22 protein-coding genes are annotated in these 22,866 nt (G+C 71.2%); 9 read left to right on the top strand and 13 right to left on the bottom strand.

Translation table 11 applies throughout. The annotated features are described in order from the left end of the window. Window positions 1-17 precede the first annotated feature (17 nt). From TOK_RS34735 to TOK_RS19430, 3 genes are all read right to left on the bottom strand, one after another. Complete coding sequence (locus TOK_RS34735) at window positions 18-143, bottom strand: hypothetical protein (protein WP_256387988.1); 126 nt, start codon at window positions 141-143, stop codon at window positions 18-20. 179 nt (window positions 144-322) lie between these two features. After that, the gene (locus tag TOK_RS19435) at window positions 323-1,642 is read right to left on the bottom strand and encodes a HAMP domain-containing sensor histidine kinase (protein WP_098959422.1); all 1,320 of its coding nucleotides are present in this window, start codon (window positions 1,640-1,642) and stop codon (window positions 323-325) included. Further along, entirely contained in the window at window positions 1,642-2,328 is a 687-nt protein-coding gene (locus TOK_RS19430; RefSeq protein ID WP_098959421.1) for a response regulator transcription factor, read from the bottom strand. Before TOK_RS19430 ends, TOK_RS19435 begins: the two co-directional genes overlap by 1 nt. A gap of 301 nt (window positions 2,329-2,629) precedes the next feature. Here TOK_RS19430 and TOK_RS19425 point away from each other — a divergent pair, with 301 nt between their 5' ends. Then, window positions 2,630-3,769, top strand: a complete 1,140-nt coding sequence (locus TOK_RS19425) for a glycosyltransferase (RefSeq protein WP_098959420.1) — start codon at window positions 2,630-2,632, stop codon at window positions 3,767-3,769. A gap of 202 nt (window positions 3,770-3,971) precedes the next feature. Here TOK_RS19425 and efeB read toward each other — a convergent pair whose 3' ends face one another. The 3 genes from efeB to efeU are packed head-to-tail and all read right to left on the bottom strand — an operon-like array spanning window position 3,972 to window position 7,353. After that, window positions 3,972-5,300: an iron uptake transporter deferrochelatase/peroxidase subunit gene (gene efeB / locus TOK_RS19420; protein ID WP_098959419.1), complete on the bottom strand. Its 1,329-nt coding sequence runs from the start codon at window positions 5,298-5,300 to the stop codon at window positions 3,972-3,974. Next, the gene (gene efeO / locus TOK_RS19415; RefSeq protein ID WP_098959418.1) at window positions 5,297-6,469 is read right to left on the bottom strand and encodes an iron uptake system protein EfeO; all 1,173 of its coding nucleotides are present in this window, start codon (window positions 6,467-6,469) and stop codon (window positions 5,297-5,299) included. The genes efeB and efeO overlap by 4 nt, the downstream gene beginning before the upstream one ends. Then, entirely contained in the window at window positions 6,466-7,353 is an 888-nt protein-coding gene (gene efeU / locus TOK_RS19410) for an iron uptake transporter permease EfeU (protein ID WP_098959417.1), read from the bottom strand. Before efeU ends, efeO begins: the two co-directional genes overlap by 4 nt. Window positions 7,354-7,516: 163 nt before the next feature. On the opposite strand from efeU, the gene TOK_RS19405 reads away from it, so the two are divergent. Together TOK_RS19405 and TOK_RS19400 are read left to right on the top strand one after the other, a co-directional pair. Then, window positions 7,517-7,927, top strand: a complete 411-nt coding sequence (locus TOK_RS19405) for a BlaI/MecI/CopY family transcriptional regulator (protein WP_098959416.1) — start codon at window positions 7,517-7,519, stop codon at window positions 7,925-7,927. Then, on the top strand, window positions 7,924-8,847 hold the full coding sequence (locus TOK_RS19400; protein WP_098959415.1) for a M56 family metallopeptidase: 924 nt from the start codon (window positions 7,924-7,926) through the stop codon (window positions 8,845-8,847). The genes TOK_RS19405 and TOK_RS19400 overlap by 4 nt, the downstream gene beginning before the upstream one ends. Here the strand turns inward: TOK_RS19400 and TOK_RS19395 are convergent. Further along, window positions 8,808-9,416 carry a hypothetical protein gene (locus tag TOK_RS19395; protein ID WP_216362021.1) on the bottom strand — a complete coding sequence of 203 codons (609 nt, stop codon included), beginning with the start codon at window positions 9,414-9,416 and terminating at the stop codon, window positions 8,808-8,810. The genes TOK_RS19400 and TOK_RS19395 overlap by 40 nt on opposite strands. 560 nt (window positions 9,417-9,976) lie before the next feature. Here TOK_RS19395 and TOK_RS19390 point away from each other — a divergent pair. The 4 genes from TOK_RS19390 to TOK_RS35415 all read left to right on the top strand — a co-directional run bounded on the left by TOK_RS19390 (window position 9,977) and on the right by TOK_RS35415 (window position 11,676). Further along, window positions 9,977-10,735 (top strand): COG4280 domain-containing protein, encoded by a 759-nt coding sequence (locus TOK_RS19390; RefSeq protein WP_098959414.1) that lies wholly within the window; start codon window positions 9,977-9,979, stop codon window positions 10,733-10,735. Next, window positions 10,732-10,968, top strand: a complete 237-nt coding sequence (locus TOK_RS19385; RefSeq protein ID WP_216362020.1) for a hypothetical protein — start codon at window positions 10,732-10,734, stop codon at window positions 10,966-10,968. Before TOK_RS19390 ends, TOK_RS19385 begins: the two co-directional genes overlap by 4 nt. Window positions 10,969-11,045: 77 nt before the next feature. Beyond that, window positions 11,046-11,255, top strand: a complete 210-nt coding sequence (locus TOK_RS33430; RefSeq protein WP_216362019.1) for a Chromate resistance protein ChrB — start codon at window positions 11,046-11,048, stop codon at window positions 11,253-11,255. Further along, entirely contained in the window at window positions 11,176-11,676 is a 501-nt protein-coding gene (locus TOK_RS35415; protein ID WP_374754909.1) for a Chromate resistance protein ChrB, read from the top strand. Before TOK_RS33430 ends, TOK_RS35415 begins: the two co-directional genes overlap by 80 nt. Here the strand turns inward: TOK_RS35415 and TOK_RS19375 are convergent. Next, a complete protein-coding gene (locus TOK_RS19375; protein WP_098959413.1) occupies window positions 11,663-12,601 on the bottom strand; it encodes an undecaprenyl-diphosphate phosphatase in 939 nt (312 codons plus the stop codon). The genes TOK_RS35415 and TOK_RS19375 overlap by 14 nt on opposite strands. Window positions 12,602-12,947: 346 nt before the next feature. Between TOK_RS19375 and TOK_RS19370 the strand changes: the two genes are divergently transcribed. Further along, on the top strand, window positions 12,948-14,174 hold the full coding sequence (locus TOK_RS19370) for a hypothetical protein (RefSeq protein WP_098959412.1): 1,227 nt from the start codon (window positions 12,948-12,950) through the stop codon (window positions 14,172-14,174). A 255-nt stretch (window positions 14,175-14,429) separates the two neighbouring features. Then, a complete protein-coding gene (locus TOK_RS19365; RefSeq protein WP_098959411.1) occupies window positions 14,430-14,867 on the top strand; it encodes a hypothetical protein in 438 nt (145 codons plus the stop codon). Here the strand turns inward: TOK_RS19365 and mobF are convergent. The 5 genes from mobF to TOK_RS19340 all read right to left on the bottom strand — a co-directional run. Beyond that, entirely contained in the window at window positions 14,858-19,150 is a 4,293-nt protein-coding gene (mobF, locus tag TOK_RS19360; RefSeq protein ID WP_098959410.1) for a MobF family relaxase, read from the bottom strand. The genes TOK_RS19365 and mobF overlap by 10 nt on opposite strands. Before the next feature lie 241 nt (window positions 19,151-19,391). Beyond that, window positions 19,392-20,303, bottom strand: a complete 912-nt coding sequence (locus TOK_RS19355) for a hypothetical protein (RefSeq protein ID WP_253258496.1) — start codon at window positions 20,301-20,303, stop codon at window positions 19,392-19,394. Further along, window positions 20,300-20,698 (bottom strand): hypothetical protein, encoded by a 399-nt coding sequence (locus tag TOK_RS19350; RefSeq protein WP_098959409.1) that lies wholly within the window; start codon window positions 20,696-20,698, stop codon window positions 20,300-20,302. The genes TOK_RS19355 and TOK_RS19350 overlap by 4 nt, the downstream gene beginning before the upstream one ends. Next, complete coding sequence (locus TOK_RS19345) at window positions 20,695-21,357, bottom strand: hypothetical protein (RefSeq protein ID WP_098959408.1); 663 nt, start codon at window positions 21,355-21,357, stop codon at window positions 20,695-20,697. The genes TOK_RS19350 and TOK_RS19345 overlap by 4 nt, the downstream gene beginning before the upstream one ends. 95 nt (window positions 21,358-21,452) lie before the next feature. Next, window positions 21,453-22,866 (bottom strand): type IV secretory system conjugative DNA transfer family protein (locus tag TOK_RS19340; RefSeq protein ID WP_253258495.1); only part of this gene is annotated, 1,414 nt, incomplete at its 5' end.

Genomic DNA, 22,866 nt, shown 5'->3' with positions numbered 1-22,866 from the left:
CACGCCAGCACGTGACGTCAGCCGACGAGCAGGAGTGCGCACGTGAGCATCGCCGCGATCCCGACGCCGACCACAAAACTGCCTGTACCGACAAGGATGCACAGCCGCAGGAAGGCGGACGCGTAGCTCCGCAGTCGGGTCATCGCCCGTCCCCCGATCCTTCGCCTCGACCTCGCGGGCCCGCGACGTCGTTCGTCCGAGACCGACACTAGGCAGCTGTCTGTTCGGGGACGGGTAGGTCGACGCAAACGCCGGGTAAGGAATCGTCCCGTCTCGGGTGATGCTTTCCCGAGCTCGTCCTGCGCCCTCGCCGCGCGCCGGCCTACCTCGGCGGGAGGACGGCGTCGGCATCGTGTGCGGTCTGGACGAGCAGGGTAAAGGTGGGTGGGCGTTCGCGGCTCAAGGTGAGCCGCCCACCGTCGGCCTCGGCCAGACTCCGTGCCAGCGCCAGTCCGATTCCGTGCCCACCTGCCGGCTGCAGCCCGCCGCTGCCCTGCGAGCGACGCGCGAACAGGGCCGTCGCCGGGATGACGATTCCGGGTCCCTCATCGCTGACATCGACCGCGAGGGCACCCGCCGCGTCGCGGACGCTGACGGTAACCATGCCCTCGCCGTGCTGCAGCGCGTTCTCCAGCAGCACGGCAAGAACCTGGCGCGTTGCTGCTTCGGACATAGTCGCCGGCAGAAGGCCTTCCTCTGCCCGGACGAGCAACGTCCGGCCGCGATCGACCAACAGCCGGCGCCATTGGCCGACGACCTCCTCGACCAGGGACACGACGTCGACATTGCCGCGTTCAGTGCGGACGTCCCGGGCGAGCGCGAGCAGGTCCTCGACCGTGCGCTGCAGGCCATCGGCCGAGCGCACCGCATCGTCGATCGCCTGACGCAGGTCGGCCTCCGGATCGTCGAGCGCAGTCTCCAGGCTCAGCCGGAGTCCGGCGAGCGGCGTCCGCAGCTGGTGCGACGCGTCCACCGTAAAAGCTCGCCCGCGCGCGACGACGTCCCCGATCCGGTCGGCGGTGGTGTCCAGATCGGCCCCGACGGAGTCGATCTCCGGAATACCCACCCGCGTCGTCCGAGCGGTGAAGTCTCCCTCTCCCAATAGGCGCGCGGTGATCGACAGCTGTTCCAACGGGCCGGCCAACCGTCCGGCCTGGCGTCGGGCGACGTACCAGACCGCCGCGAGCGCCATGAGGGCGAACGTCGCCATCAGAACCCACACCAGGACGATCTGCGTGTAGACCTCCGCGCCGGAGGCGGCGACACGGATCACACCCGCGCGCGGGTCAGCGCCAGTCACCGCGATGGCGACCACGCCGTCGTCGGACGTGACCCGGCCGGTGTCGTCGAGCGCGTCTCGCACTGGCGGGTCGGCCGTCGCCGGTCCGGTTCCGAGGATGCGCGCGCCACTCGTGTCGTAGAGCGCGACGTCCGCTTCCTCCGCGACGGTCGGTAGCTGCAGCGGATGCCCGCCCGCGATGTCGACCGCGACGGTCAGGGCCGAGACGGTGGCCACCTGGTCGAGCTCGCTGCGCTCGCGGTCGACCAGGTACTTCGCAGCGATCGCGGCCAGTGGGAGCCCGAACAAGGCGATGGCGAGAACGGCGGCACCCAGGGTAAGGGCGACGATGCGGCGGCGCATCAGGCGGGCGGGTCGAGCCGGTATCCGTGGCCGCGCAGGGTCACGATGGTCGGCATGCGCTCCGAGCCGGCCGCGGCAAGCTGCCGGCGGACCGAGGCGACGTGGACATCGAGGGTCTTCGTGGAGCCGAACCAGTTCTCGTCCCAGACCTCGGCGATGAGGACGTCGCGACTGACCGCGACGCCAGGGTTCGCCGCGAGCCGTGCGAGCAGGTCGTACTCTCGGGGACGCAGGTGGAGCTCCCCCCCGTTGACCGTTACCCGCCGGCTCGCGAGATCGAGGACGAGGTCCCCGAGCTCTCTCGGGGCCTCGTGGCGTCCCACCTCGGCACGTCGCAGGTGGGCGCGCACCCGAGCATGCAGTTCACCGAGCCTGACGGGTTTGACCAGGTAGTCGTCCGCGCCGGACTCCAGCCCGAGGACGACGTCCATCTCCTCGTCGCGCGCGGTCAGCATGACGATCACGGCATCGGGCAAGGCGGGCCGGAGGTCACGGCAGACTGCGATGCCGTCGAGATCCGGGAGGCCGAGATCGAGCAGGACCAGATCGAAGAACGCGGTCGTGCCCTCGCGGACGGCGGCCATGCCGTCCTGGGCCCAGACGACCTCGTGTCCGTGCAGTGTCAGGCTACGCGCGAGCGCGCCCCCGATCGTCTCGTCGTCCTCAACCAGCAGCAATCGGGCCACACGGCAGACCTTAGGACGGGCAGCAGGCCCGATTCGCCAAAATCGGACGCGATTGCCGAATGCTTACTCCTGGCTGGCCGAGTCCGATCCCGCTCGCAGCGGCGACTCCTACCGGCATCGGCGACGAGCCGCGACGACTTCCCGGTGCTCTGGCGCCGACGTGATCCTCGCGCCCGCACATTTGCCCCCCGTTGACCTTCTGCTGCCCGGTTCCGAAGGTCCCCGCGAATAGCGTCCGGTCAATGACGGATACGGACGTTGCGCGGTGCCGGTTCGCGGGTGTCGGACCCGGCGGGTCCGTGTGAGCGACGTGGTGGTCGTGTCGGCCGGGATCGCCGGCGGGCACGACGGCGTCGCCCGTGAGCTAGCGCGGCGGATGCGACGGCAAGGGCTCTCCGTCGACATCCTGGACCTGATCGACCTGCTGCCCGCGATGATCGGTCCGCTCGCGCGCAACCTCTACCGGACCCAGCTGCGGGCAGCACCTCGAACGTGGGCCTGGACCTACGAGTCGTTCGACCGACCGCGGCCGTCCCGGCTCGCCGAGGCGATGGTCTCGCTGGCCGGACGCGCGCTGTCCTGCGCAGTCGACCCGGACGCGAGGTTGGTCGTGTCGACCTATCCGCTCGCTGGTCAGGCGCTCGGCCGACTCCGCGAGCGCGGTGACCTGCGCATGCCGGCGGTCGCCTATCTGACCGACATGTCGGTGCATCGGCTGTGGGTCGCCCGCGGCGTCGACACCCACCTCGCGATCCACACCGCCCCGGCCGATGCAGCCGCCCGGCTCGGCGCCGAACAGGTGCGGGTCGCGGCGCCGGCCGTGCGGCGCAACGCCCGGCCGCTGTCGGCGTCCGCACGGGCCGCGGTTCGGGCCCGGTTCGGGTTGCCCACCGACCGCCGGCTTGCCGTGATCACCGGTGGGTCCTGGGGCGTCGGCGAGCTGGCGGCCACCGTGACCGACGTCCGCGCGAGCGGGCAGGCCGAGCCCGTGGTCGTCTGTGGGGACAACCCACGGCTCGCGGTGCAGGTCCGTGCGGCCGGTGCCACACATGTCCTCGGCTGGGTCGGCGACCTGCCCGCACTCATCGCAGCCGCGGACGTCGTGCTGCAGAACGCCGGCGGGTTGACCTCGCTCGAGGCGTTCGCCGCGCGCGTGCCGGTGATCAGCTACCGCTGCGTTCCCGGCCACGGTCTGGCGAACTCCCATGTCCTGGCCACGGAAGGTCTAGCCCCGCTCGCGACCTCGCCCGACGACCTCGCGAGGCTGCTCGCGGAGTTGGTGGCGACGCCGGCGGCCGTCGAGTCACTGTTCGACGCACCGGACCCGGCCGAGTTCCTCCTCACCCTGGCCACCGCCCCGGTGCCGGCGCCGGGTCGGCCGGCCTCGCCGACGACGCCCCCCGTCGCCGTCCGCGCCGAGGCGCCGGTGGGCAGGGCATGACGCCGCGGCGCTCAGTCGTCGGCGCGACGGTCGGCGCCGCGACCGGCGCTGTGACGGCGGCCTGGCTCGCGCCGGCGCTGAGCGCCGTCGGCCCGCTGCGGACGAGGTTCGCCCCGGCGCTGTCGGGGGCAACGGGTGGCGGGGTGCGGGCCTGGACCGCCGCGGCGCGTCGACCACGGGACTGGGCCCCCGCCACCCCGACTCAGCCGAGGAGCGACTGGCCCCAGTGACCGCCGGGGGCCGGACCGGGCGGGCAGGCGTACAGCCCGCTGCCGACATGCTGGATGTACTCGTTGAGCGCGTCGTTGAACTTGCCCGCGAGCGAGGTCTGGATGGCGACGAACTGCCTGCGTGGGTCGCGCTGGTAGGCCATGAAGAACAGGCCGGCGTCGAGCCGGCCGAGGTCGTCGGTGCCGTCGACGAACGAGTACCCGCGACGCAGCAGGGTCGCGCCGCCGTTCGTGCTGGCGTGCGCGAGCCGGACGTGCGCCTTGGCGTCGACGACGAGCCGACCGCCCGCGTCCTTCGCCTGCAGATCGAGGGGGTCGAACTCACTCGACGCGCCGAGCGGCGCCCCGCTGCCCTTGGACCGGCCGATGACCCGCTCCTGCTCGCCCAGCGATGTCGAGTCCCACGGCTCGATCAGCATCCGGATCCGGCGGGTGACGAGATAGCTCCCGCCCGTCATCCACGCGGGCCCGTCGCCCACCCCGACCCACACCTGAGAGTCGAGCGCTTCGGTGTCCTCGGCCTTGAGGTTCGCCGTCCCGTCCTTGAACCCCATCATGTTTCGGGGCGTGGGCTGGTCGGTGGACGTCGAACTCGTGCGCCCGAAACCGAGCTGGGAGTAACGCACCGATGCGGTACCGCGGGCGATCCGGGCCAGGTTCCGGATCGCGTGCACAGCGACCTGGGGGTCGTCGGCGCATGCCTGGACGCACAGGTCGCCTCCGCTGCGCGCCGGGTCGAGGGCGTCACCGGGGAAGGGCGGCAGGTCGGCCAGCTGCGGCGGCCGGGCGGCGGCGAGGCCGAAGCGGTCCCGCCCGCTCGCATCGGTGAACAGTGCCGGTCCGAAACCGACCGTGAGCGTCAGCCGCGACGGCGCGAGCCCGAATGCCTCGCCGGTGTCGTCCGGGGGCACGGCCGGGTTGCCCGCCACCGCGCCCGTCCCGACGTCAAGTCCCGCGCTCATCCGCGCCGCCGCGTTGGTCCACGCGGTGAGCAGGGCGACGAGTTCCGCGCGGGTTGCCGCCGCGCCGAGGTCGAACACCGCGAAATGCAGCCGGTCCTGCGCGGGGGTGGCGATTCCGGCCTGATGGTCGCCGAAGAACGCGACGGCCTGCCCAGCGCCCGGAGCGTCCGCCGACCCCGCACCACCCGACGCCGAGTACGTCACGCCCACCCCCGCGGCCGCGCCGACTGCGGCGGCTCCACCGATCAGTCCGATCATCCGGCGACGGCTGACCCCGGTCGGCGGGGGTGGCACGTGCGTGGTGGCAGTCGCCCGATCGGTGCTCGAGGTGTCGGTCACGGGCCCGTCACGACTCCACTGATCTGACCGAGTGGCTCGGAGATCGCGTCGACGTCGACGGCGAGGGCCTTGACGTCGGCCGGACCCAGCGCGTCGTAGGACACGTACGGGCTGCCGGAGACGGAGCCGGGCGCGCCCGGCTTCGCTTGGTGCGTGCCGAGCAGGGTCACCAACGCGGTGAACCGCTGGTCGAGGGTTGCGACGAGCTGCGGGTTCTTCGCCTGCAGGGCGGGCCGCAAGGCCGTGAAGACGTACTTGGCGCCGTCGACGTTGCCGGCGAAGTCGACGAGGTCGATGCGCGAGTATCGCTCTTCCTCGCCGGTGACCTTGGACTTGGCGACCTCGTCGAGCAGCGACTTGGCGCCGTTGCCCATGATGAGCGGGGTGAGCTGCACGGTCTTGACAAGGTCGTTGAGCTTGCCGACGTTGGCGACGAGGGCGTCGCCGAGGGGCGCGGCGCCGTCGAGGGTGTTCTTCTGGAACAGGATCTGCTCGATGGCATGGAAGCCAACGAACGGGGTGTCGGCGGTGGCGTCGTCGATGCGCATGTCGATCAGCGGGTCCAGGTCGCCCAAGGACTCGGCGATCGGCTCGATCCGCTCGTAGTGCAGCCGGGCGGTCGGGTAGGCCTGCCGGGCCGCCGCGAGGTCGCCGCTCTCGATCGCCGCGACCAGCGCCGTGGTGGTGTCGAGCAGCGCCTTGGCCTCAGTTCCGACGTAGGCGTGGTAGGAGTCGACCGCGGCCTGCAGGCTCTGGTCGGTGGTCCCGGGCGGTGCGGCGCCGCTGACCGCCAATGCCGTCCGGTTGCCGTTGCCGACCATGCCCGGCTTGCAGGCGACCTGGTAGTCCCCGGCCGGGAGGTCGACGATGAGGGTGCGGGTCGTTGCCGGTCCGATGTTCTCGACCTCGCCCATGATCCGGTCGCCCGTCGCATAGATGTACACCTCCGTCACCTGCGACGCGGTGTTCGTGACCGTGAATGTGTGTCGGCCGGCCGCGATCGCAGTCTGCGCCACGCCGCAGCTGTTCTCCCCCGCGTCGACGGCGATACTGCCGTCACCGGCCGGTGTCGCCGCCCCGCCGCCACCCGACGAGCATCCGGCGACGAGCAGTGTCGTGACGACGAGTGGGCCGAACACGGTCGCAGCACGAAGGTGTGCCGATCTCACGGTTCTCCTCGAGGAGTTGATACGGGATGGTCCGCCGGGCTGGGGGCGCCGTCCGGGGTCGCCGTTGCAGTGGGGGTGCGACGCCGCGACGGCAGGAAGAAGAGGGTCATCACGACGATCAGGTAGCCGACCCACGCGATCGCCTGCACCCACGACGTCTGAGCGGTGAGGTTGAAGACGCCCTTGAGTAACGCGCCGTACCAAGAGCTCAGCGAGAGGTGGTCGCCGAGGTCGAAGGCGAGGTTGTTCAGCCCCGGCAGTGCGCCGCCCTCCTGCAGATCACGGATCGCGTAGGACAACACGCCGGCGGCCACGAGGATCAGACCGGCACCGGTCCAGGTGAAGAACCTGGCGAGGTTCAGCGAGACCGATCGGCGGTAGAGCAACCAGGCGAGCAGCACCGCCGTCGCGATCCCGAGCGTGAACCCGATGACGGGATCGGTCGTGCTCCCGGCGGCGTGCACCGCCGACCAGAAGAACAGCGCAGTCTCCAGGCCCTCCCGGGCCACGGCGAGGAAGGCGGTGACCCACACCGCCAGTACTCCTACCTCGAGTGCCGACGAGAGCCTGCCGTCGAGCTCGCTCCGCATCCCACGGGCAGTGCGTCGCATCCAGAAGACCATCCAGGTGACGAAGCCGACCGCCAGCAGCGACATCGTGCCGCCAAAGATCTCCTGACTGTGGAAGTCCGACAGCAGCGACGTCGACGTGTAGGTCAGCAGGGCACCGAACCCGATGCTGACGGCCACTGCGACCGCGACCCCGCCCGCCACTGCCGGGAGGCGGTCGCGGCGGTCGACCTTGACCAGGTACGCGACCAGGATGCTGACGACGAGCGCGGCTTCCAGACCCTCGCGCAGGCCGATCAGATAGTTGGCGAACAAACGCTGAGCCCCTTCGGCACAACTACTATCGAGTAATAGTAGTCGTGGGTAGCCTCACCTAAGGCCGACCGGAAATCAAGTCCCCCCGGCAGCACGCCTCGGCGTGTGGTCGGCGGGCGCCGCGATGGCAGAATCGGAGTGCACGCGCACTCCGGGAGGCCAGATGGTGGGGCGTCGCAACCCGCGACCGCGCGGCGCGCTCGAGAGCGAGGTCGTGGCCTGCCTCGCTGCGGCCGACGGTCCGCTCACACCCGCCCAGGTGCAGACCGAGCTCGGCGACGACCTCGCCTACACGACGGTGCTCACCACCCTGTCCCGCCTGCACGACAAGCAGGTCGTGACCCGAGAACCGCACGGGCGCGCCCACGTTTACCGCCTCGTCGGCGGCCGGACCGACGCCGAGGCCGGGCTCACCGCACGCGAGATGCGCAAGCTGCTCGACGGCGGCGTCGACCGGGCGAGCGTCCTGGCCCAGTTCGTGGGCCGACTCGACGAGGACTCCGAGCAGCTCCTGCGCGACCTGCTCGACCGTCGGCGCAGCGGGTTCGGACCGGGCGACGGGCCACTCGCGTGACCGCGATCGGCTTGGTCGTGCTCCTGTTCCTGCTGCTGGGCCTGCCGATAGCCGCGATCGGCGCCGCGCCGCGCTGCGCCCGCTCGCTGTCGCCGATCGTGGCGACGGCTGTACTGACGACGTTCGCCGTCAGCATCGCGGCCGGAACGTGGACGGTACTCGTCCTCGTCGCCTACGTCGGGACCGCCGGACTCGTGCCCGCGTTCCATCCGGCCGACTGGTCGGCACCGGCGATCGCGACCGGCCTGCCGCTCCCCGTCGCCATCGGCGCCGCGGCGCTCGCTACCGTCCTGGCGGGTCGCGGGGCACTCGGCCTCGCCCGAACACTGCGCAGCGACAGAGCGGCGATCACGACCGTCGACGGACTTCCGGTCGCAGGCGACCTCGTCGTCCTGCCGGCCCCTGAGATCGTGGCCTACGCCGTGCCGGCCCGGACGGGCCGGCGCGGGCGGATCGTCGTCTCGGCCGGGATGCTGCGCACCCTCACCGCTCCGCAGCGCCGGGCACTGCTCGCGCACGAGCGCGCCCACCTCGTCCATCACCATCACCGCTACCTGCGGGCGGCGTACCTCGCCGCCATGCTGAACCCGCTGCTCGGCCCTGTGGAACGCGCGGTCGACCAGGCCGTCGAGCGCTGGGCCGACGACGCCGCGGTCCGCGAGGTCGGCGACCGTGCCACGGTGGCGGAGGCGATCGGCGTGGCAGCTGTCGTGGAGTCGGTCGCGCGCGGCGGCGCGACGCTTGCGGCCGGCCACAGCGACGTCGTCGACCGTGTCCGGGACCTGCTCGACAGACCGCCCCGACGCCCGGGGGCGGGCGTCCTGCTGCTCCTGGTGACCGTGCTCGCCTGGATCGTCGTCGCCCTACTGGTCGTCCACACTCACGGCCTCGTCGAGGCGGCGGAGCTGTCCGGCAGCTGACCGTCGCGATCGCCCCGCCGGTCACGTCGCGAGAGCACGCCCCACGTTGCGCCGAGAACCGCCACTAACACGGCCGCCGCTGCGACCATCCGGATCGTCGAGGGATCGAGTCCCGTCGCGGTCCCGGTGCCATCGGGGCGCGCCACGACGACCACCGAGTACGGCCCACTCAGCTTCTCGACGAGCGGCGTCGCGTCCGACACCAGCGTCGCGAGCGCGACCTCTGCGGCATGGGCGCCGGTCTCGGTGATGACGGAAAGCTGGATCATCGGCGTCGTCTGCACCACCGTCGCCGTGACGGTGAGCGTGCCAGAAGGAATCGACGCCGCCGCCGTGGCGGGGGCGAGCCACTGCGGTTCGCCGAAGACGGCGGCCGCGACCATCACCCCCCGTTGGGGGTCGAGCAGCGTCCCGCTCGTCGTCTGCTGGGCCGCCGCCGCGGGGTTGGGCACGAGGATGACCTCGGCGGTCGCCCGGTAAGACGGCGACAACGGCAGCAGCGCGACGAACGCGACCACGGCGGCGGCGACGGCCGAACAGGCCGAGACCGTCAGCCTGCGGGAGTCCATACGCCGAACCGTAGGGAGTGCCGGGTTCTCGCCGGGCAAGCCGAGGGTCATCTACCGTTAAGGATCGGCGTCGGTGCCTGATTCATCCTGATCAAGAACCTTTCGCGAGAACATCATGGTCGACTGGGCGTACTAACGGGGATGGTCGCCCACCGCCCGCGTCGGATGTCGTCGTCAGCGGCAGGCGGCTGCGCGGCAGGACCGTCTCCGATGTCGCGCCGGGTGACCCCGTCAACCTCGCGGTCCAGCCGGCCGCGACCCGGATCCTGGTGGGCACTGCCGACATGGACCGCACCATGCACCGCGCAGTACGCGACGTGGCTTACCGTGGTCGCGGCTTCGACCACGTCGAGGACTGCGCCGCCGGCATCCTCACCGCGGTCTTCGACCCGTGGCATGCCGACGTGGTACCGAGATCCGGGTCGCGATCGACCCGGACGGATGCGTCGCCTACCGACGGTCGAACGTGGAAGTCGAACGTCATTTGCGCACAAGTAGCCGCTATTGAAGTGTTGATAGATGACCGCCCAGCACGGCTCTCGCCCATCCCGGAGGTGTCCATGAGTAGCGGCGCGTTGTTCCTGGCAGTGTTCCTGGCCTGCCTGGTAGAGGCAGTAGAGGCGCTGACGATCGTGCTCGCGGCCGGCGCCAGCCGCGGCTGGCGGTCGGCGATCAGCGGCGTCGCGGCAGGGCTCGTCGTGCTCGCTGCGGTCGTGGCCGTCCTCGGACCTGCGGTCGCGGCCATCCCGCTCGACGTCCTCCGCCTCGCCGTCGGCGGTCTGTTGCTCGTGTTCGGCCTGCAGTGGCTCCGCAAGGCGATCCTGCGCGCGAGTGGGCTCAAGGCCCTCCACGACGAGGACGCGATCTTCCGGGAGGAACTGCGGGCCGCGCGCGAGGCGCCGGCACAGCGGCGCACCCTGGTCCCCGACTGGTACGCGTTCACTCTGTCGTTCAAGGGCGTCGTCCTCGAGGGTCTCGAGGTCGCCTTCATCGCCCTGACCTTCGGCGGCAACCAGGGCGACATCCCCCTCGCCGCGCTCGCGGCCGTCGTCGCCGTCGTCGCCGTGGCCGCGGCGGGGGTCGCCGTCCGCGCGCCGCTGGCCCGGGTCCCGGAAAACACGATGAAGTTCGTCGTCGGCATCATGCTCACCTCGTTCGGGATCTTCTGGGGCGCAGAGGGAGCCGGGGCGGTGTGGCCCGGCGCGGACGCCGCGCTACTCGTCATCGTCCCGGCCGTGGCGCTGTTCTCCGTCGGTCTCGCGGTCACCATGCGCCACCGAGCCGTCGAGCCCGCGCCGGTCCGGGAGGCGACGTCGTGACCAGCGAGAACACCGCGCTCACGCGAATCCGCTCGTTCCTGATGTTCTGGTACGACTTCATCGTCGGCGACGACTGGCAGGTCGCCGTCGGGGTGGTCCTCGCGCTCGCGCTGACCTGGGGAGTCGGGGCGGCGGGGGTGCCGAGCTGGTGGCTGCTCCCGGTCGCCGTCGCCGTTCTCCTGCCGCTCAGCCTCTGGCGCGCCTCCCGGAAACGACGCGCCGGCACGGGATGAGCGGTTCGGAGCCCACCTGGCCTCAGCAGGTTTCCGGGCACGCGGCAGCGCTGTCGCGCGCCCGGGAGACTGTCCGGGTGACCGAGGCTGAGGGCAGCACCACCGACACGTCCCCCAACAACCCCGGCTGGCTCGTCCTGATCTATCGAGTGCCGTCCGAGCCCACCCGGCTGCGCGCCACCGTCTGGCGACGCCTGAAGGGCCTCGGTGCGATCTACGTCCAAAACTCCGTCGCGGCCCTGCCCGAAGGCCCCGCCGCCGAGCGCGCCCTTGCGGCTTCTGCGTAGAGATTCTCGAGATGTCCGGGACTGCCTCGCTGCTGACCTCGGTCATCGCAGGTGGGGCCGCGCGTTCCTCGCCGCGCGCGACGACGAGTACGAGGACAGCCTCGACAATTGCCACGGCTTCATCGCCGAGCTGCGCAAGGAGTACAAGGCGGACCACTTCACCTACGCGGAGCTCGAGGAGAACGACGAGGACCTCATCAAGCGGCCAACCGGTTCGCCAAGATCAAGGACCGTGATGTCCTCGGGGCGGCGGGTCGCCCGGCGTGCGCCGAACGCTGGAGGTGTGCGAACGGGCGCTGGAGGTGTACGCGGCGTGGGTGTACGCGGGCGAGTCCGACGGCGGCTGAACAATGTATGTCCCGGGTGCGGGGAGCACACCCGGGACACCGTCCAGCCGAGGCGCCGGATCAGCGCACGCTGAACCAGATCAGGCACGCGACACCGGCGGCGATGCAGTAGATCCCGAAGGGACGCAACGACCTGTTCTCGAAGTACCTCGTGAGGAAGCGCACCGACAGGTAGGCGCCGATCCCAGACAACAGGCTCCCGACCAGAATCTGGGGTCGGATGCCGTCGCCCAGTGGCCCGACGAGGTCGCCGAGCTTCAGCACGCCCGCCGCGAGGATGACCGGCGTGGCCAGCAGGAACGAGAAGCGGGCGGCGTCGCTTCGGTTCAGCCCCAGCGACAGGCCCGCGACCATCGCGCTGCCCGACCGGCTGACCCCGGGCAGCAGGGCCGCGATCTGGGCCGCGCCGATCGCGACTGCACGCCCGAAACCCATCCGGGCGATCCTGCGGTCGACGACGACCGAGTCGTCGGTGGGCAGCACCGTTGTCGTCTCGGCGGCGCTCCCGCCGGCGGCTGCCATGGCGCGTTCACGCGCAGCCGCCCGGGCGAGCAGCCGCTCGCCGACTAGCAGCAGGATGCCGTTGAGGACCAGGAAGATCGCCGTCGGGACCGGCTTGCTGAAGACGGTGCGGAACGTGTGCTCCAGCGCGAGGCCGGCGATTCCGACCGGGATGGTGGCGAGGACCAGTAGCCACGCGAGCCGCTGGTCGGGCGTGGTCACCTCACGACGGGCGATGCTCGTGACCAGCCCCTTGACGATGCGGACCCAGTCCTTGCGGAAGTAGATGATCAATGCGATCGCGGTCGCGACGTGCAGACCGACGATGAAGGCCAGGTACGGCGACTCGGGTGCGCTGACGTCGAGATTTCGCGCCCACGACCCGCCCAGTACCGCGGGCAGCAGGATGCTGTGGCCGAGGCTCGACACGGGGAACAGCTCCGCGACGCCCTGCAGCGCGCCGACGACGATCGCTTCGACCCACCCGAGCCCACTCACAGCCGACCCCTGACTCCGAAAGTACTCACGCCTGATCCTCGGACGGACTCTGGCCGAACGTGACGGTCGCAGCCGATTGCTGGCGAAACGTTGACCTAATGCTTGCCTCCCGCCGTGGAGCCGTCCACGTCGTGGGACACACGTTGTGGGTGCAACAGCCCGTACCGAGCGTCGCCGAGTCGGCAACAAGTAAGCGTCGGTCTCCACGACGACATGCTTGCTTTCCTCGAACGTTCGCCTGGGCCGACGCTCACCACCGAGTTCCCAGAGTCCTGCCGACGCGACCGACTCCAATGGCGTCGTGGCAAATGCGGCTCATCCCCTACCGCGATCGAGGAACTCTCAGATGACGACGTCCCACGCAATGCGGAGCCGCAGGCTCCTCATCAAAGTCCCCGAGATCACCATCTGGTTCTGGATCGTCAAGGTCCTGTGCACGACCGTCGGCGAGACGGCCGCGGACTTCCTCAACGTCAGCCTCAACCTCGGGCTCACGGGGACGTCCTTCGTCACCGGGCTGCTACTCGTCGTGGTGCTGTTCCTCCAGTTCCGGGCCGACCGATACGTCGCCGTCCGCTACTGGCTCGCCGTCACGCTGGTCAGCATCTTCGGCACGCTGCTCACCGACAACCTGACCGACAACCTCGGCGTGCCGCTCGAGGCGAGTACCGTGATCTTCGGTGCGCTGCTCGCGGTGACGTTCGTCGGGTGGTACCGCACCGAGGGCACCCTGTCGGTCCACTCGATCAACACCACCCGCCGTGAGGCGTTCTACTGGCTCACAGTCCTGTTCACCTTCGCGCTCGGAACCGCGACCGGCGATCTCATGGCCGAGGTCCTCGGGCTCGGCTACCTGGTCACCGGATCGATCGTTGCCGGGTTGATCCTGCTCGCCGCGATCGCCCGGAAGGCGGGCCTGCACCCGGTGCTGGCGTTCTGGATCGTCTACGTGCTCACACGCCCGCTCGGCGCGTCCATCGGCGACATGCTCTCGCAGCCGGCCGCTGACGGTGGCCTCGGGCTGGGCGCCACGCTGACCAGCGTTGCCTTCTTCGTCGCGATCATCGCGATCGTCGTCTACCTGGCGTGGTCGAAGTCAGACGTGATCCCCGCCGACCACCCGCCGGCCGACGAGCAGGCCTCCGGTGGCCTGATGCAGACCACAGTCGTGCTGGCCGTCCTCCTCGCCGCGGGCGGAACCGGGTACATCCTGCGCACCAGCTCGCTCCAGGACACCTCACCAGTACCGGTGATGGTTACCGGCCCCGCCACCGCGGGTACGCCAGGCACCGCGGCAGCAGGCCCTCTGGGCGACCTGTCGTCCTTCCGGACCATCACCCAGGACACGCTGGACCTGCTCAACCGCGGCGACCAAGCCGGCGCCACCACCCGCGTCGACGCTCTCGAGGCGTCGTGGGACCACGGCGAGGCCCAGCTCAAGCCCCGCGACGCCACCGCCTGGACGGTGACCGACGGGAAGATCGACACGGTGCTGCGGAAGCTCCGCTCCACAAGCCCGGTCCCGGCAACCGAGAAGGCTGCGCTGACTGACTTGCTCAGCGCCCTCAAATGACCGTGCCACTGGCACAGCGAGGCGAACTGCGATTCTCGAGCGCCTGGGGTGCCGCGTACTCACCATCACCGTCGACAGGTTCTCCAATCGTCACCTCGCCGGCCAGGCTGGACCCGCGCCCTCGACGCCGGACGTATCCCGCGAGCGGCGGCCTTGGCGGCTCTGTGTACTCACCCGACGGGCGTCGAACCCTCTCGGACGGAGGCTGGACGTGCGGCCACCCCACTTGTCGGGGCGACGTGCGACCCTCGAATCGTGTTGGTGGTCGAGCACGACCTGCGCCGGATCCGCCGGGAGAATCTCCGAGTACTGGTAGCGGAGTTCGGCGCCGTCTGGGCTGCGGCGGAGGATCAGGCCACCACTGCCGCGGAGGCTGGTGTGACGGATTGGTTCGCCGGCGGGGTGACACGCACATGCCGGTGGCTGGCCGGCGCGACATACGAGTCCCGCGGGCAGCGACGGCTGCCCGTCGCGCCGATCACCGGTAGGACGTCGTCGGCGATCGAGGAGCTCATCGAGGCCGAGTACATCGCAGCCGTGATCCTCGCCGAGGACACCACGTCGCCCCTTGTGCGCGGCCGGCCGGGCTACGTCGAGGCAGTCGTTGCGGCGTTGGGCTGGGCGTGGCGCCACAATGGTCCGGCGCCACGCCTCGACCGCTCCAACGCATCGTCGCACCGGGATCAGGTGTAGTCGAGCGCCTCGTCGCGGGAGTCGTCCGTCGTCAGGTCTTCCGCATGCCACGCGTTGAGCTCGGCAGCTCGGTCGGCCGGTTCGTGCTGGGCATCGTATGCGTCGCGGGCATCGATCTCGGCCAGCGCTCGATGTGCGCGGGCGAGCGCTGCGGCTGTCTCGTCGGCGGACGGGACACGGACGGCGTCCTCGCGGATCTGGGGCGCTTCCTCGGCCGCAACCTCGCGGACATCGGCTGGCCTGGCCGACACTGTCAGCTCTTCCTCGCGGAGCTCGTAGTCCGCCGTGACGTCACGGTGTGCGTCCTCGATCACCTGGTGCTCGCGGTGTGCGGTGAGCCATTCCTCGGCCGTGATCTGCGGCTCGGGCTCGGCGTCGTCGGCATGGCGGAGGGCGAGCTCCGCCTGAGCCCGCTCACCGGCGGCGCGGGTGGCTGCGGTGTGGGCGAGCCAACGGGACCTGACGGCGTCGAGCCCCTCGAGCTGCTCGATCCGCTGATCGAGGGCGCTTGCCAATGCCAGCGAGTTCTCTGCTTCTAGTCGGAGGCTCTCGCCCATCAGCGCGTCGACGGCAGCGTCCGCGTCCGCCAGGCACAACGCCGCGGTCTGCCGGTGGTACTCGCCGGCCTGGCGGGTTGCGGCGAGCTCGTTGCCGACGTAGCGCGGCGCCCACGGGACCTCACGTTCAGCGGCGCGGGCCCGCATCCGCAGCTGGCCGTCGGAGAGTTCGCGCTCTTCGCGATCGACATCCGGCCTGCCGAGCGCTCGCCAAGCTGCCTGGTATGCGGCGAACTGCTCGACCTGGCCCGGCTGCGGTGCCGGCCCGAGGGCTTCTGTGTCGCTGTGGTGGTCGCGGAGCTCACGGTAGGCGGCGACAACGCCGACGTCGTTGATCCAGTCCGCGCGTGCGTTGGGCTCGTTCGGGATCGGTCCGAACGCAGCCAGGGCCCACGTCGCCGGGTCGTCGGCGGCGGCCCGGCCCAGCTCGACAGTGCGTTGGTCGGCGGCGTCGGCGAGCTGGTCGAGGTAGCGCTGCCAGTCCGGATCGTCGACTCGGGGTGTCCAGGCGGCCCAGGTGCTGCCGTCGGGGTCGAAGCGGTGTCGGTCGCTGATGCGGTGGTAGATCACGTTGGTGGTGTTGCGGGCTCCGTCGAGGGAGCGGTCGGCGATCGCGGCGTGGAGGACCTGGCGGGGGTCGTAGCCGGCGATCTCGGCGCTGCGCAGGACACGGGTGAGGGAGGCGGCGCCGTCCTCGGCGGCGATCCGTCGCCGGTTGTGCAGGGTGAGGGTGCCGTCGGCGGTGAGCTCGTCGAGCCAGACCGCGGTGCGATGGGTCGCGGCGAGCTGGGCGGCGTCGGCGAACAACTCGGCCGGTGTGCGCACCGAGGTGGTCTCGTCGACTGAGCGAGTGGCCGTGGCCAGCGCTGACGCCGCGGCGACTGGCGCGTCCGGGTCGAGGATCGCCGCTACTGCGGCGACCGGATCACGATGGAGCGTCTGGTCGTCGCGGCCGCGGGCCGGATCGTCCGGGCCGGTGACGGTAGTGATGTGGGCGGTGTTGCGCGCGCGGCCGCGAGACATCCCGACGTAGAACGCCTCGTGCCCGGTCCGCGGGGTGACGACGGTGTGGCTCGTGTCGACCGTGGTGCCCTGCGCGGCGTGGACGGTCGAGGCGTAGGCGAGCGCCAGGTGGTCCGCGACGTAGCCAGCGAGAAGTACGATTCGCTCCCCCGCGTCGGTGGTGACCTCGACGGCGCCGTCGGGGCGGGTGGCGGTGACGCGGTAGGTCTCGCGGTTGATCGGGCCGCGACGATTGCCCTCCACCCCGGCGAGGTTCCAGCCGTTCGCGCGAGCCTGGACCAGGTCCCCGACCCCGGCATAGGTGCCATGCGACCCGAGTGATACCCCGTCCTCGGCGACTCGCCCGAGCCGGACCAGCTCGGCGCGCAGCGCCGCGGACAGGCGTGCGGCCTGGTCGTTGGTGTCGACGAGCAGCAGCGAGCGTTTGCCGGCGAGGGTGTCGGCCAGCCAAGCCCGGCAGCCGCTGGTCTCGGCCTGCTCAACGGCGCCGGAGTCCAGCAACCGACCGTGCTGGAAGTAGTCGCGCAGGACGTTCTCGTCCCCGGCTCGCAGGCGTAGCGACGCCCCCCGTTCCCATGCGTCGGTGAAGCGGCGGGCGTCGGCGAGCTCGTAGCGGGCGCCAGTGCCGGCGATCAGATCCATCCCGCCGCCGGCGCCGACCGCGGCGAGTTGGCGATGGTCGCCGACGAGCAGCAGCTTCGCCCCCGCGGCCTCGACGCGACGGTGGATCGCGGCCAGGGCCGGGGTGTCGGTCATCGCCGACTCGTCGACCACGACCAGGTCCCCGGCGCGCAGCCGCCACGGCTGGTCACCGGCGCTCTGGTCGAAGGCGGACGCGTCGAGCCGGTTCTGGATGGCCAGCCACGCAGCGACATTGCGCGCGGTCAGCCCTTCAGCGACCAGGACCTCGGTGGCGATCTGCGAGGTCGCGAGCCCGAACACCCGCCGTTCCACTCCCTCCGGGGCGTGCGAGGGTTCGGTCCACGCCTTCGCTAGCGCGCCGACGACGAATGACTTGCCCGTCCCTGCCGGTCCGATGAGGGTCTCGACGCGGGCGCCGGAGGTGAGGATGCCGTGGACGGCGGCGGCCTGGTCGACGCCGAGCTCGATGCCGGACTCGCGGAGCGCGTCGAGGAAGCGCTGTGCCTGCAGCGGATGCACCGCGACCCCGGAGGTGTCGCCGGCGGCGGCGAGCAGGATGCGTTCGGTGCGGACGTGCTCGGGTGTGGCGTAGAGCCGCCCGCCCGGGGCTTGGTAGACGGACTCGCCGTCGTCCAGTCGCAGCTCAGCCGGGAGGGCATCTTCGGCGGGGCGGGCAGTGTCGAGAGGCGTTGCGTAGCGGAGGGCCTCGTCGGCGAGCTCGTCCAAGAGCCGAGCGACGTCGACGCCGTCCGGGGTCCCGAGGTAGTCCGGCAGGGCGGCGTTGATCGCACGGGTGAGGTCGGAACGGGTCCAGCCGGCCTTGCGCTGTTGGACGTCGGCGAGCGCGGTCTCGATCACCGCTTGAAGCGACCACTCCTGCGGCGCCGGCCGACCCTCCCGCGCAGCGAGCGCTGCCTGCGCGACCCCGGCGAGACCGCCGGCCACCTCGGAACGCAGCTGGGCGTCGACCCTGGAGAGGAGTTGTTCGCGGGTCTGGCCGTCGTGGGACTTCGCCCGCCGCGTCGCAAACGTCGCCTGTCTCGACAGCCGGTCACGCTCGAGCCCGTTCGGAGTCCGGCCGAACTGGGTCTCGAACGCTTCGATCAGCTCGGCTGCCTTCGCGGTCACCGCCCGACGCCGCGACGAGATCAGCGCCATCGCCTCCGAGCTGACACCGACCACTTCGCGGGCCTTGCCATCCGGGCGTGTCGCGAACGCCATCCCTAGTGAGTGGGAGAGGCGTTCCTCGGTGGTGCGCTCGGCGACCGCTCCGGCGGCGGCGCGCCACTTGTGCATCGCGCGGGAGTCGACGGTCCGCCACGCCCCGTCGGGGCCCTGGACGCGGTTAAGGACGGCGTTGTGGATGTGGAGCTGCGGGTCGTGATCGCGTGAGTCGTGCTGGAAGAACGACGCCACCGTCCAGTCGTGCGCGTCGACGAACCGGCCCGCCACTCCCCCGTGGTGACCGACCCGGGAGTACCCGGCCTTGTCCGACAGGTAGGTGAGGGCGGCGTTGTTGCCTGCCCAGATCGCGTCCTCGACCGCGGTCTTGAACTCGCCCCACGCGGCAGCGGTCGGCTCGTCGCCGGCCGCGGCGGCTTTGACCTGTTCGGCCTCGAACGCGGTGTGCAGGAGCGTGACCGACTTCTGAACGCTGAACGTGACATCCAGGAAGGCCACGTTGCGGCGGGCGGCCTTGCCCGCTTCTGTACGAAGTTCAACGCGGCGTTCAGGGCTGGCGTTCAACTCGCGTTCAAGAGCCGTCGCGTACAGCTCGTCCTCGGACAGGTACCGGCGGCCGGTGTGCCCGAGGGTCGGGAGCTCGCCCCAGCGGGACCTGTCGGTGAACCCCTCGGCGCGCGGGTCGAGGAACCGCTCGTAGAGACCGGTCATGTCCTGGGCGTCGACCAGCCCGGACAGGCCCAGCGACTCCGCCCCGGCACCCCACCAGCGGCCCGGAGGCTCACCTTCGATGACGGCGCCGGTGTAGTAGTTCTCCCGCCCGGTCGCGACCTCCTTCAACAGGTAGTCCGGGCTGTAGCCGACGGCAATGGTCAGCATGACCCACCGCCGTACGCCCGGGCGGGCAGCGAACGGCGGAGATCAACAACAGTCGGTCGGTCCCCGTGGCGGCCGGAGGCCGCCCGGCCCCTTCGGATCGTGATGCCTAGGTGTGATGGCTTTGATCTTGTAGCTGTTGGGTCTGTTTCGGTGGCTTTGTCGGTCTTGCTGAAGTGCTGAGTGGTCGCTGTCGTGTCGTTGGTGAGGTGAGTGCTGGGTCGGTGCTGGAGAGCTGTGCTGGTCATCGCCGGGTGTCCTTATCGCGGTTGTTGAGATCACCGGTTGTGGCGGTTGCGGCGTTCGGGTCGGCCGCACGTAGCTCGCGCTGCGTCGGCTTGTCGTCGCGCAGCGCCTTGAGCACCGACGCGGCGGTGCCGCGGGACACACCTGCCTCGGTCTCGACCTCCGAGACCGTCGGCAGCCCCCCGGTGCGGGCTATGAGGCGGGCCGCGGCGGCCAGCGCGCGGTCGCGCGCTGGCGCCTCCCCGCCCCTCGCAGAGGGGCGTTCAATCCGTCCCATGAACGGAGTGACCACCCCGTCACTGCCGTTGCACGCCACCCCGGGCTCACGCTCGCCCTCGACGGCCGCGAGGGGCGCGGTTAGGGCCTCTGAACACCCCACTGAACGGCCGTTTGAACGCTCTGAACGACTGAACGGCTGCTGTTGAACGGTTTCAACGTCGACGCTTGAATGCAGCTGGACCGATTGAACGGCTGAACGCTCACTTTCGGTGGCGGGACCCTCGGCGGCCAGGAGGTGGAGCAGGTGTGCGGCGAGCGCGGCCGCGATGGCCGGCCACGCCCCGATCCCGAACCTCAGTGAGCCGGGCACCGCCAGACTCGCCGCAGTGGCCGCGTCGACGTCACTCGCAAGGAACACCGCCTGCGCGAGCCCGGACAGGCCAGCGGACAGGACCACGACGGCCCAGGCGTAGCCGCGCGCCGATCCGCTCAGGCGGGCGGTGGCGGTGTAGGCGACCACGGCGAGCCCGTCGGTGATCAGCGGATAGATCCAGGCGATCGACGCCGGAACCCGCGCAGCAACCGCGACCTCGTAGAGACCGTGCGCCGTAGCCGCCGCGGCACCGAGCGCGACGACGAGGCCGGGCAGCCACAACACCCACCGACTGCCCGAGCCGGTGTCGGCGGTCATCGGGGCCGCCGTCGCTGGCCGTCGCCGCCGCGCTGGATCAGCCGGCGCGCGAGCGCGGACCAGTCCCCGGCAGCAGAGATCGCGTGCGAGGTCTGACGGGCAGCGGCCATCCGCGACGTCCGCAGAACGGCGACCTCCGCGGCCAGACGACCGGCGATGACGATCGGGTCGCGCTCGACCAGGCAGCCGATCACGAACACCGCCACTGCTGCGAGCCTCAGCTCGGTGCCGGCCTCGGCCCACTCCTCGGTCCCGAGCAGGGGAACGTCGATGTAGTCCGGGGCTGCGGTGGCGGCGGTGATCCAGGGGTCGAGGAACTCGGCGACGGCCTCGATATCGCGTTCGCACAGCCAGCTCGGTGTGGTGTTCGCGCGCTGGTGGTCGGTGGCGGTCATGTCCAGGCTCCTTCCGCGGCCAGCGGGGCGGGTTCGGGCGGGGTGGTGTCGCGGCCGGTGGCCCACCAGGCGGCGATCTCGTGGAGCTGGTCGGAGCCCGGGAGGTCGGGGCGCCCGGCGTGCAGGGGTGGGCGGCCGGGTCGGTCGCGGTGCCGCTCACGCGAGCACGACCCGACGGTCTGGCGGATGCGGCGCACGACACCGGGGCGTTGGCGGTCGTGCCAGTCGCCGACGAGTGCGACCGACGGGGCGGGGCCTTGGTAGGCGCCCGACCAGGCGTACATCAACCAGATCAGTTCTTCGACAACGTCGGGGTGCCAGAGCCAGCAATCCGGCAACACCGCTGCGGCGTCGGGATAGCGGAGGTAGATCGCGGGCATCCACGCCGACAGCTCGTCGAGCAGCGTCGCGGTGTCCTGAGGGTTCTCCGGGGCGAGTAGCCAGGTCGGTGCAGGGCCGGTGTTGCGGCGGGTGGCGATCGCGGCGACGGTCTCCGAGAGCCGGGCCAGGACCTCGGCCAGCTCCTCCACCCGCCGTGGCAACGCAGCGAGGGGGTCGACGTCGCGGCGCAGCCCATCGACCAGGCGCGCCAGCCCGGCCACCGGCCCCGCCCAGTCACTCTCGACCGGGTTCGCTGGCGGCGGGTTGTTCGTGGTCATGCGTGAACTCCTGGAGTCGTTCATGGAGCCCGGGCCAGACCCACCCCGTTCGAGCGGGTCCGGCCAGCGGGCAAGGAGTGGGACAGCCGAGGTGGTCACCCGGTCGGGCGTTGGTCTCCCTCGTCGGTCTCGAGTGGGAGTGCGTCGACGACGACCAGAGAGGGCCGCTGCGACCTCGCGGTGTGCGGCTCCGCGGTCAGCACGCCGCGGATCGGGCGGACCAGGACGTGTCGGCGCCGCAGGCGTCGCGCGATGCGTGCAGAGAGCGCCTGCCACCAGGCGGCCCAGCGCTCGAGGCGCTCGGCGAGGCCCGGGTGGTCGGCGGCGAACGCGGCCCGGCGCCGCTCGGGGCGTTGCCAGATCATCTGCGCCCGCCCGATCACCGGCGCGATCCCCCGCCGGATCACCAGCACTCGCCCGGCCGGGAGGTTCGCGATCTGCGCCGGCGAGAGCACCGCCGTCTTGCGCGTCGCCCGCGCCGTCGTGTGCCGGGCCGGGTCGACGGTGTCGGCGGGTTCGTCGCGTTCGCCGGTGAGGGTGGACCAGAACTGGAGATCGTCCCGGTCGCGGGTGCCGCCGAACACCATGATCGAGCCCGAGTTGTTCAGGATCGTCGCCGCGTCATGGGTGCCGTAGCGGGCGAGGAGCTGCGCGCGGGACTGGAACGCGCAGATGATGTTCACCCCACGCCCACCCATGTCCGCCGTCCACGACTCCAACGGCACCGGGCAGATCAGTGCCGCCTCGTCGAGGGCCAGGCGTAGCGGCGGGTCGAGCCGCCCGCCTGGGCGGGTGGCGGCGGTGCGGCGGGCCTGGCGGGCGATGTGCCCGGTCAACGCGCACACCAGCGGAGCGACCTGCGCCTCCTCCCCACCCAACAGATAGACGGTGCCGTTCGTGCGCAGGAGCTCCTCGACATCCAACGCCCGGGCCCAGGGCACCGCATCGCCCAGACCGGCGGCGGCGCTCGCGGCCGGGCTGGTCAGCCACCCGAGCGCGGGCATGACCGTCGAGGTGATCGACGATCGGGTGCGGTCGTTCGTGCCCAGGAACTGGCCCAGGTCCAGCTCGAACGCCGGCTCCGGGCTGCGCCGCAGCAGCACCGTCACCTCGCGGGAGGCCGCACCCGGGTCGGCGAGCCAGCCCAGGACGTCACGCATCGACTTATCGCCCAGGGCGGCGGCGTGCAGGAGCGCGGCGAGGACGCGGCGGCCTTGGGCGTCCCAGAACTCCCGATCCCCCGAGCTGCTGGCGCGGGTGGTGGCGGCGAGCATGTCCGTGGCCCGCTCCCCCGCCGTCACCGGATCACCGCAGCCCGAGACCGGGTCGAACGTGACCGTGGACGGGAGCCCGGCGAGGCCGACGGCGTTGAACACCCACACCGGCCCACGTGCCGCCCGAACTCCGGCGGTCAGCTCGTAGAGATCGCCGCGGGTCGACGCGACCAGCGCTGCGCCGGGGGCGTCGAGGATCTGCCCGGCCAGCCATCCCGACTTCCCGGTCCGGGGT

It is taken from the genome of Pseudonocardia sp. N23 (assembly GCF_002583555.1).
Taxonomy (GTDB): domain Bacteria; phylum Actinomycetota; class Actinomycetes; order Mycobacteriales; family Pseudonocardiaceae; genus Pseudonocardia.
The sequence above is the reverse complement of the archived record's forward strand: the minus strand, read 5'-3'. Positions and strand labels throughout refer to the sequence as shown.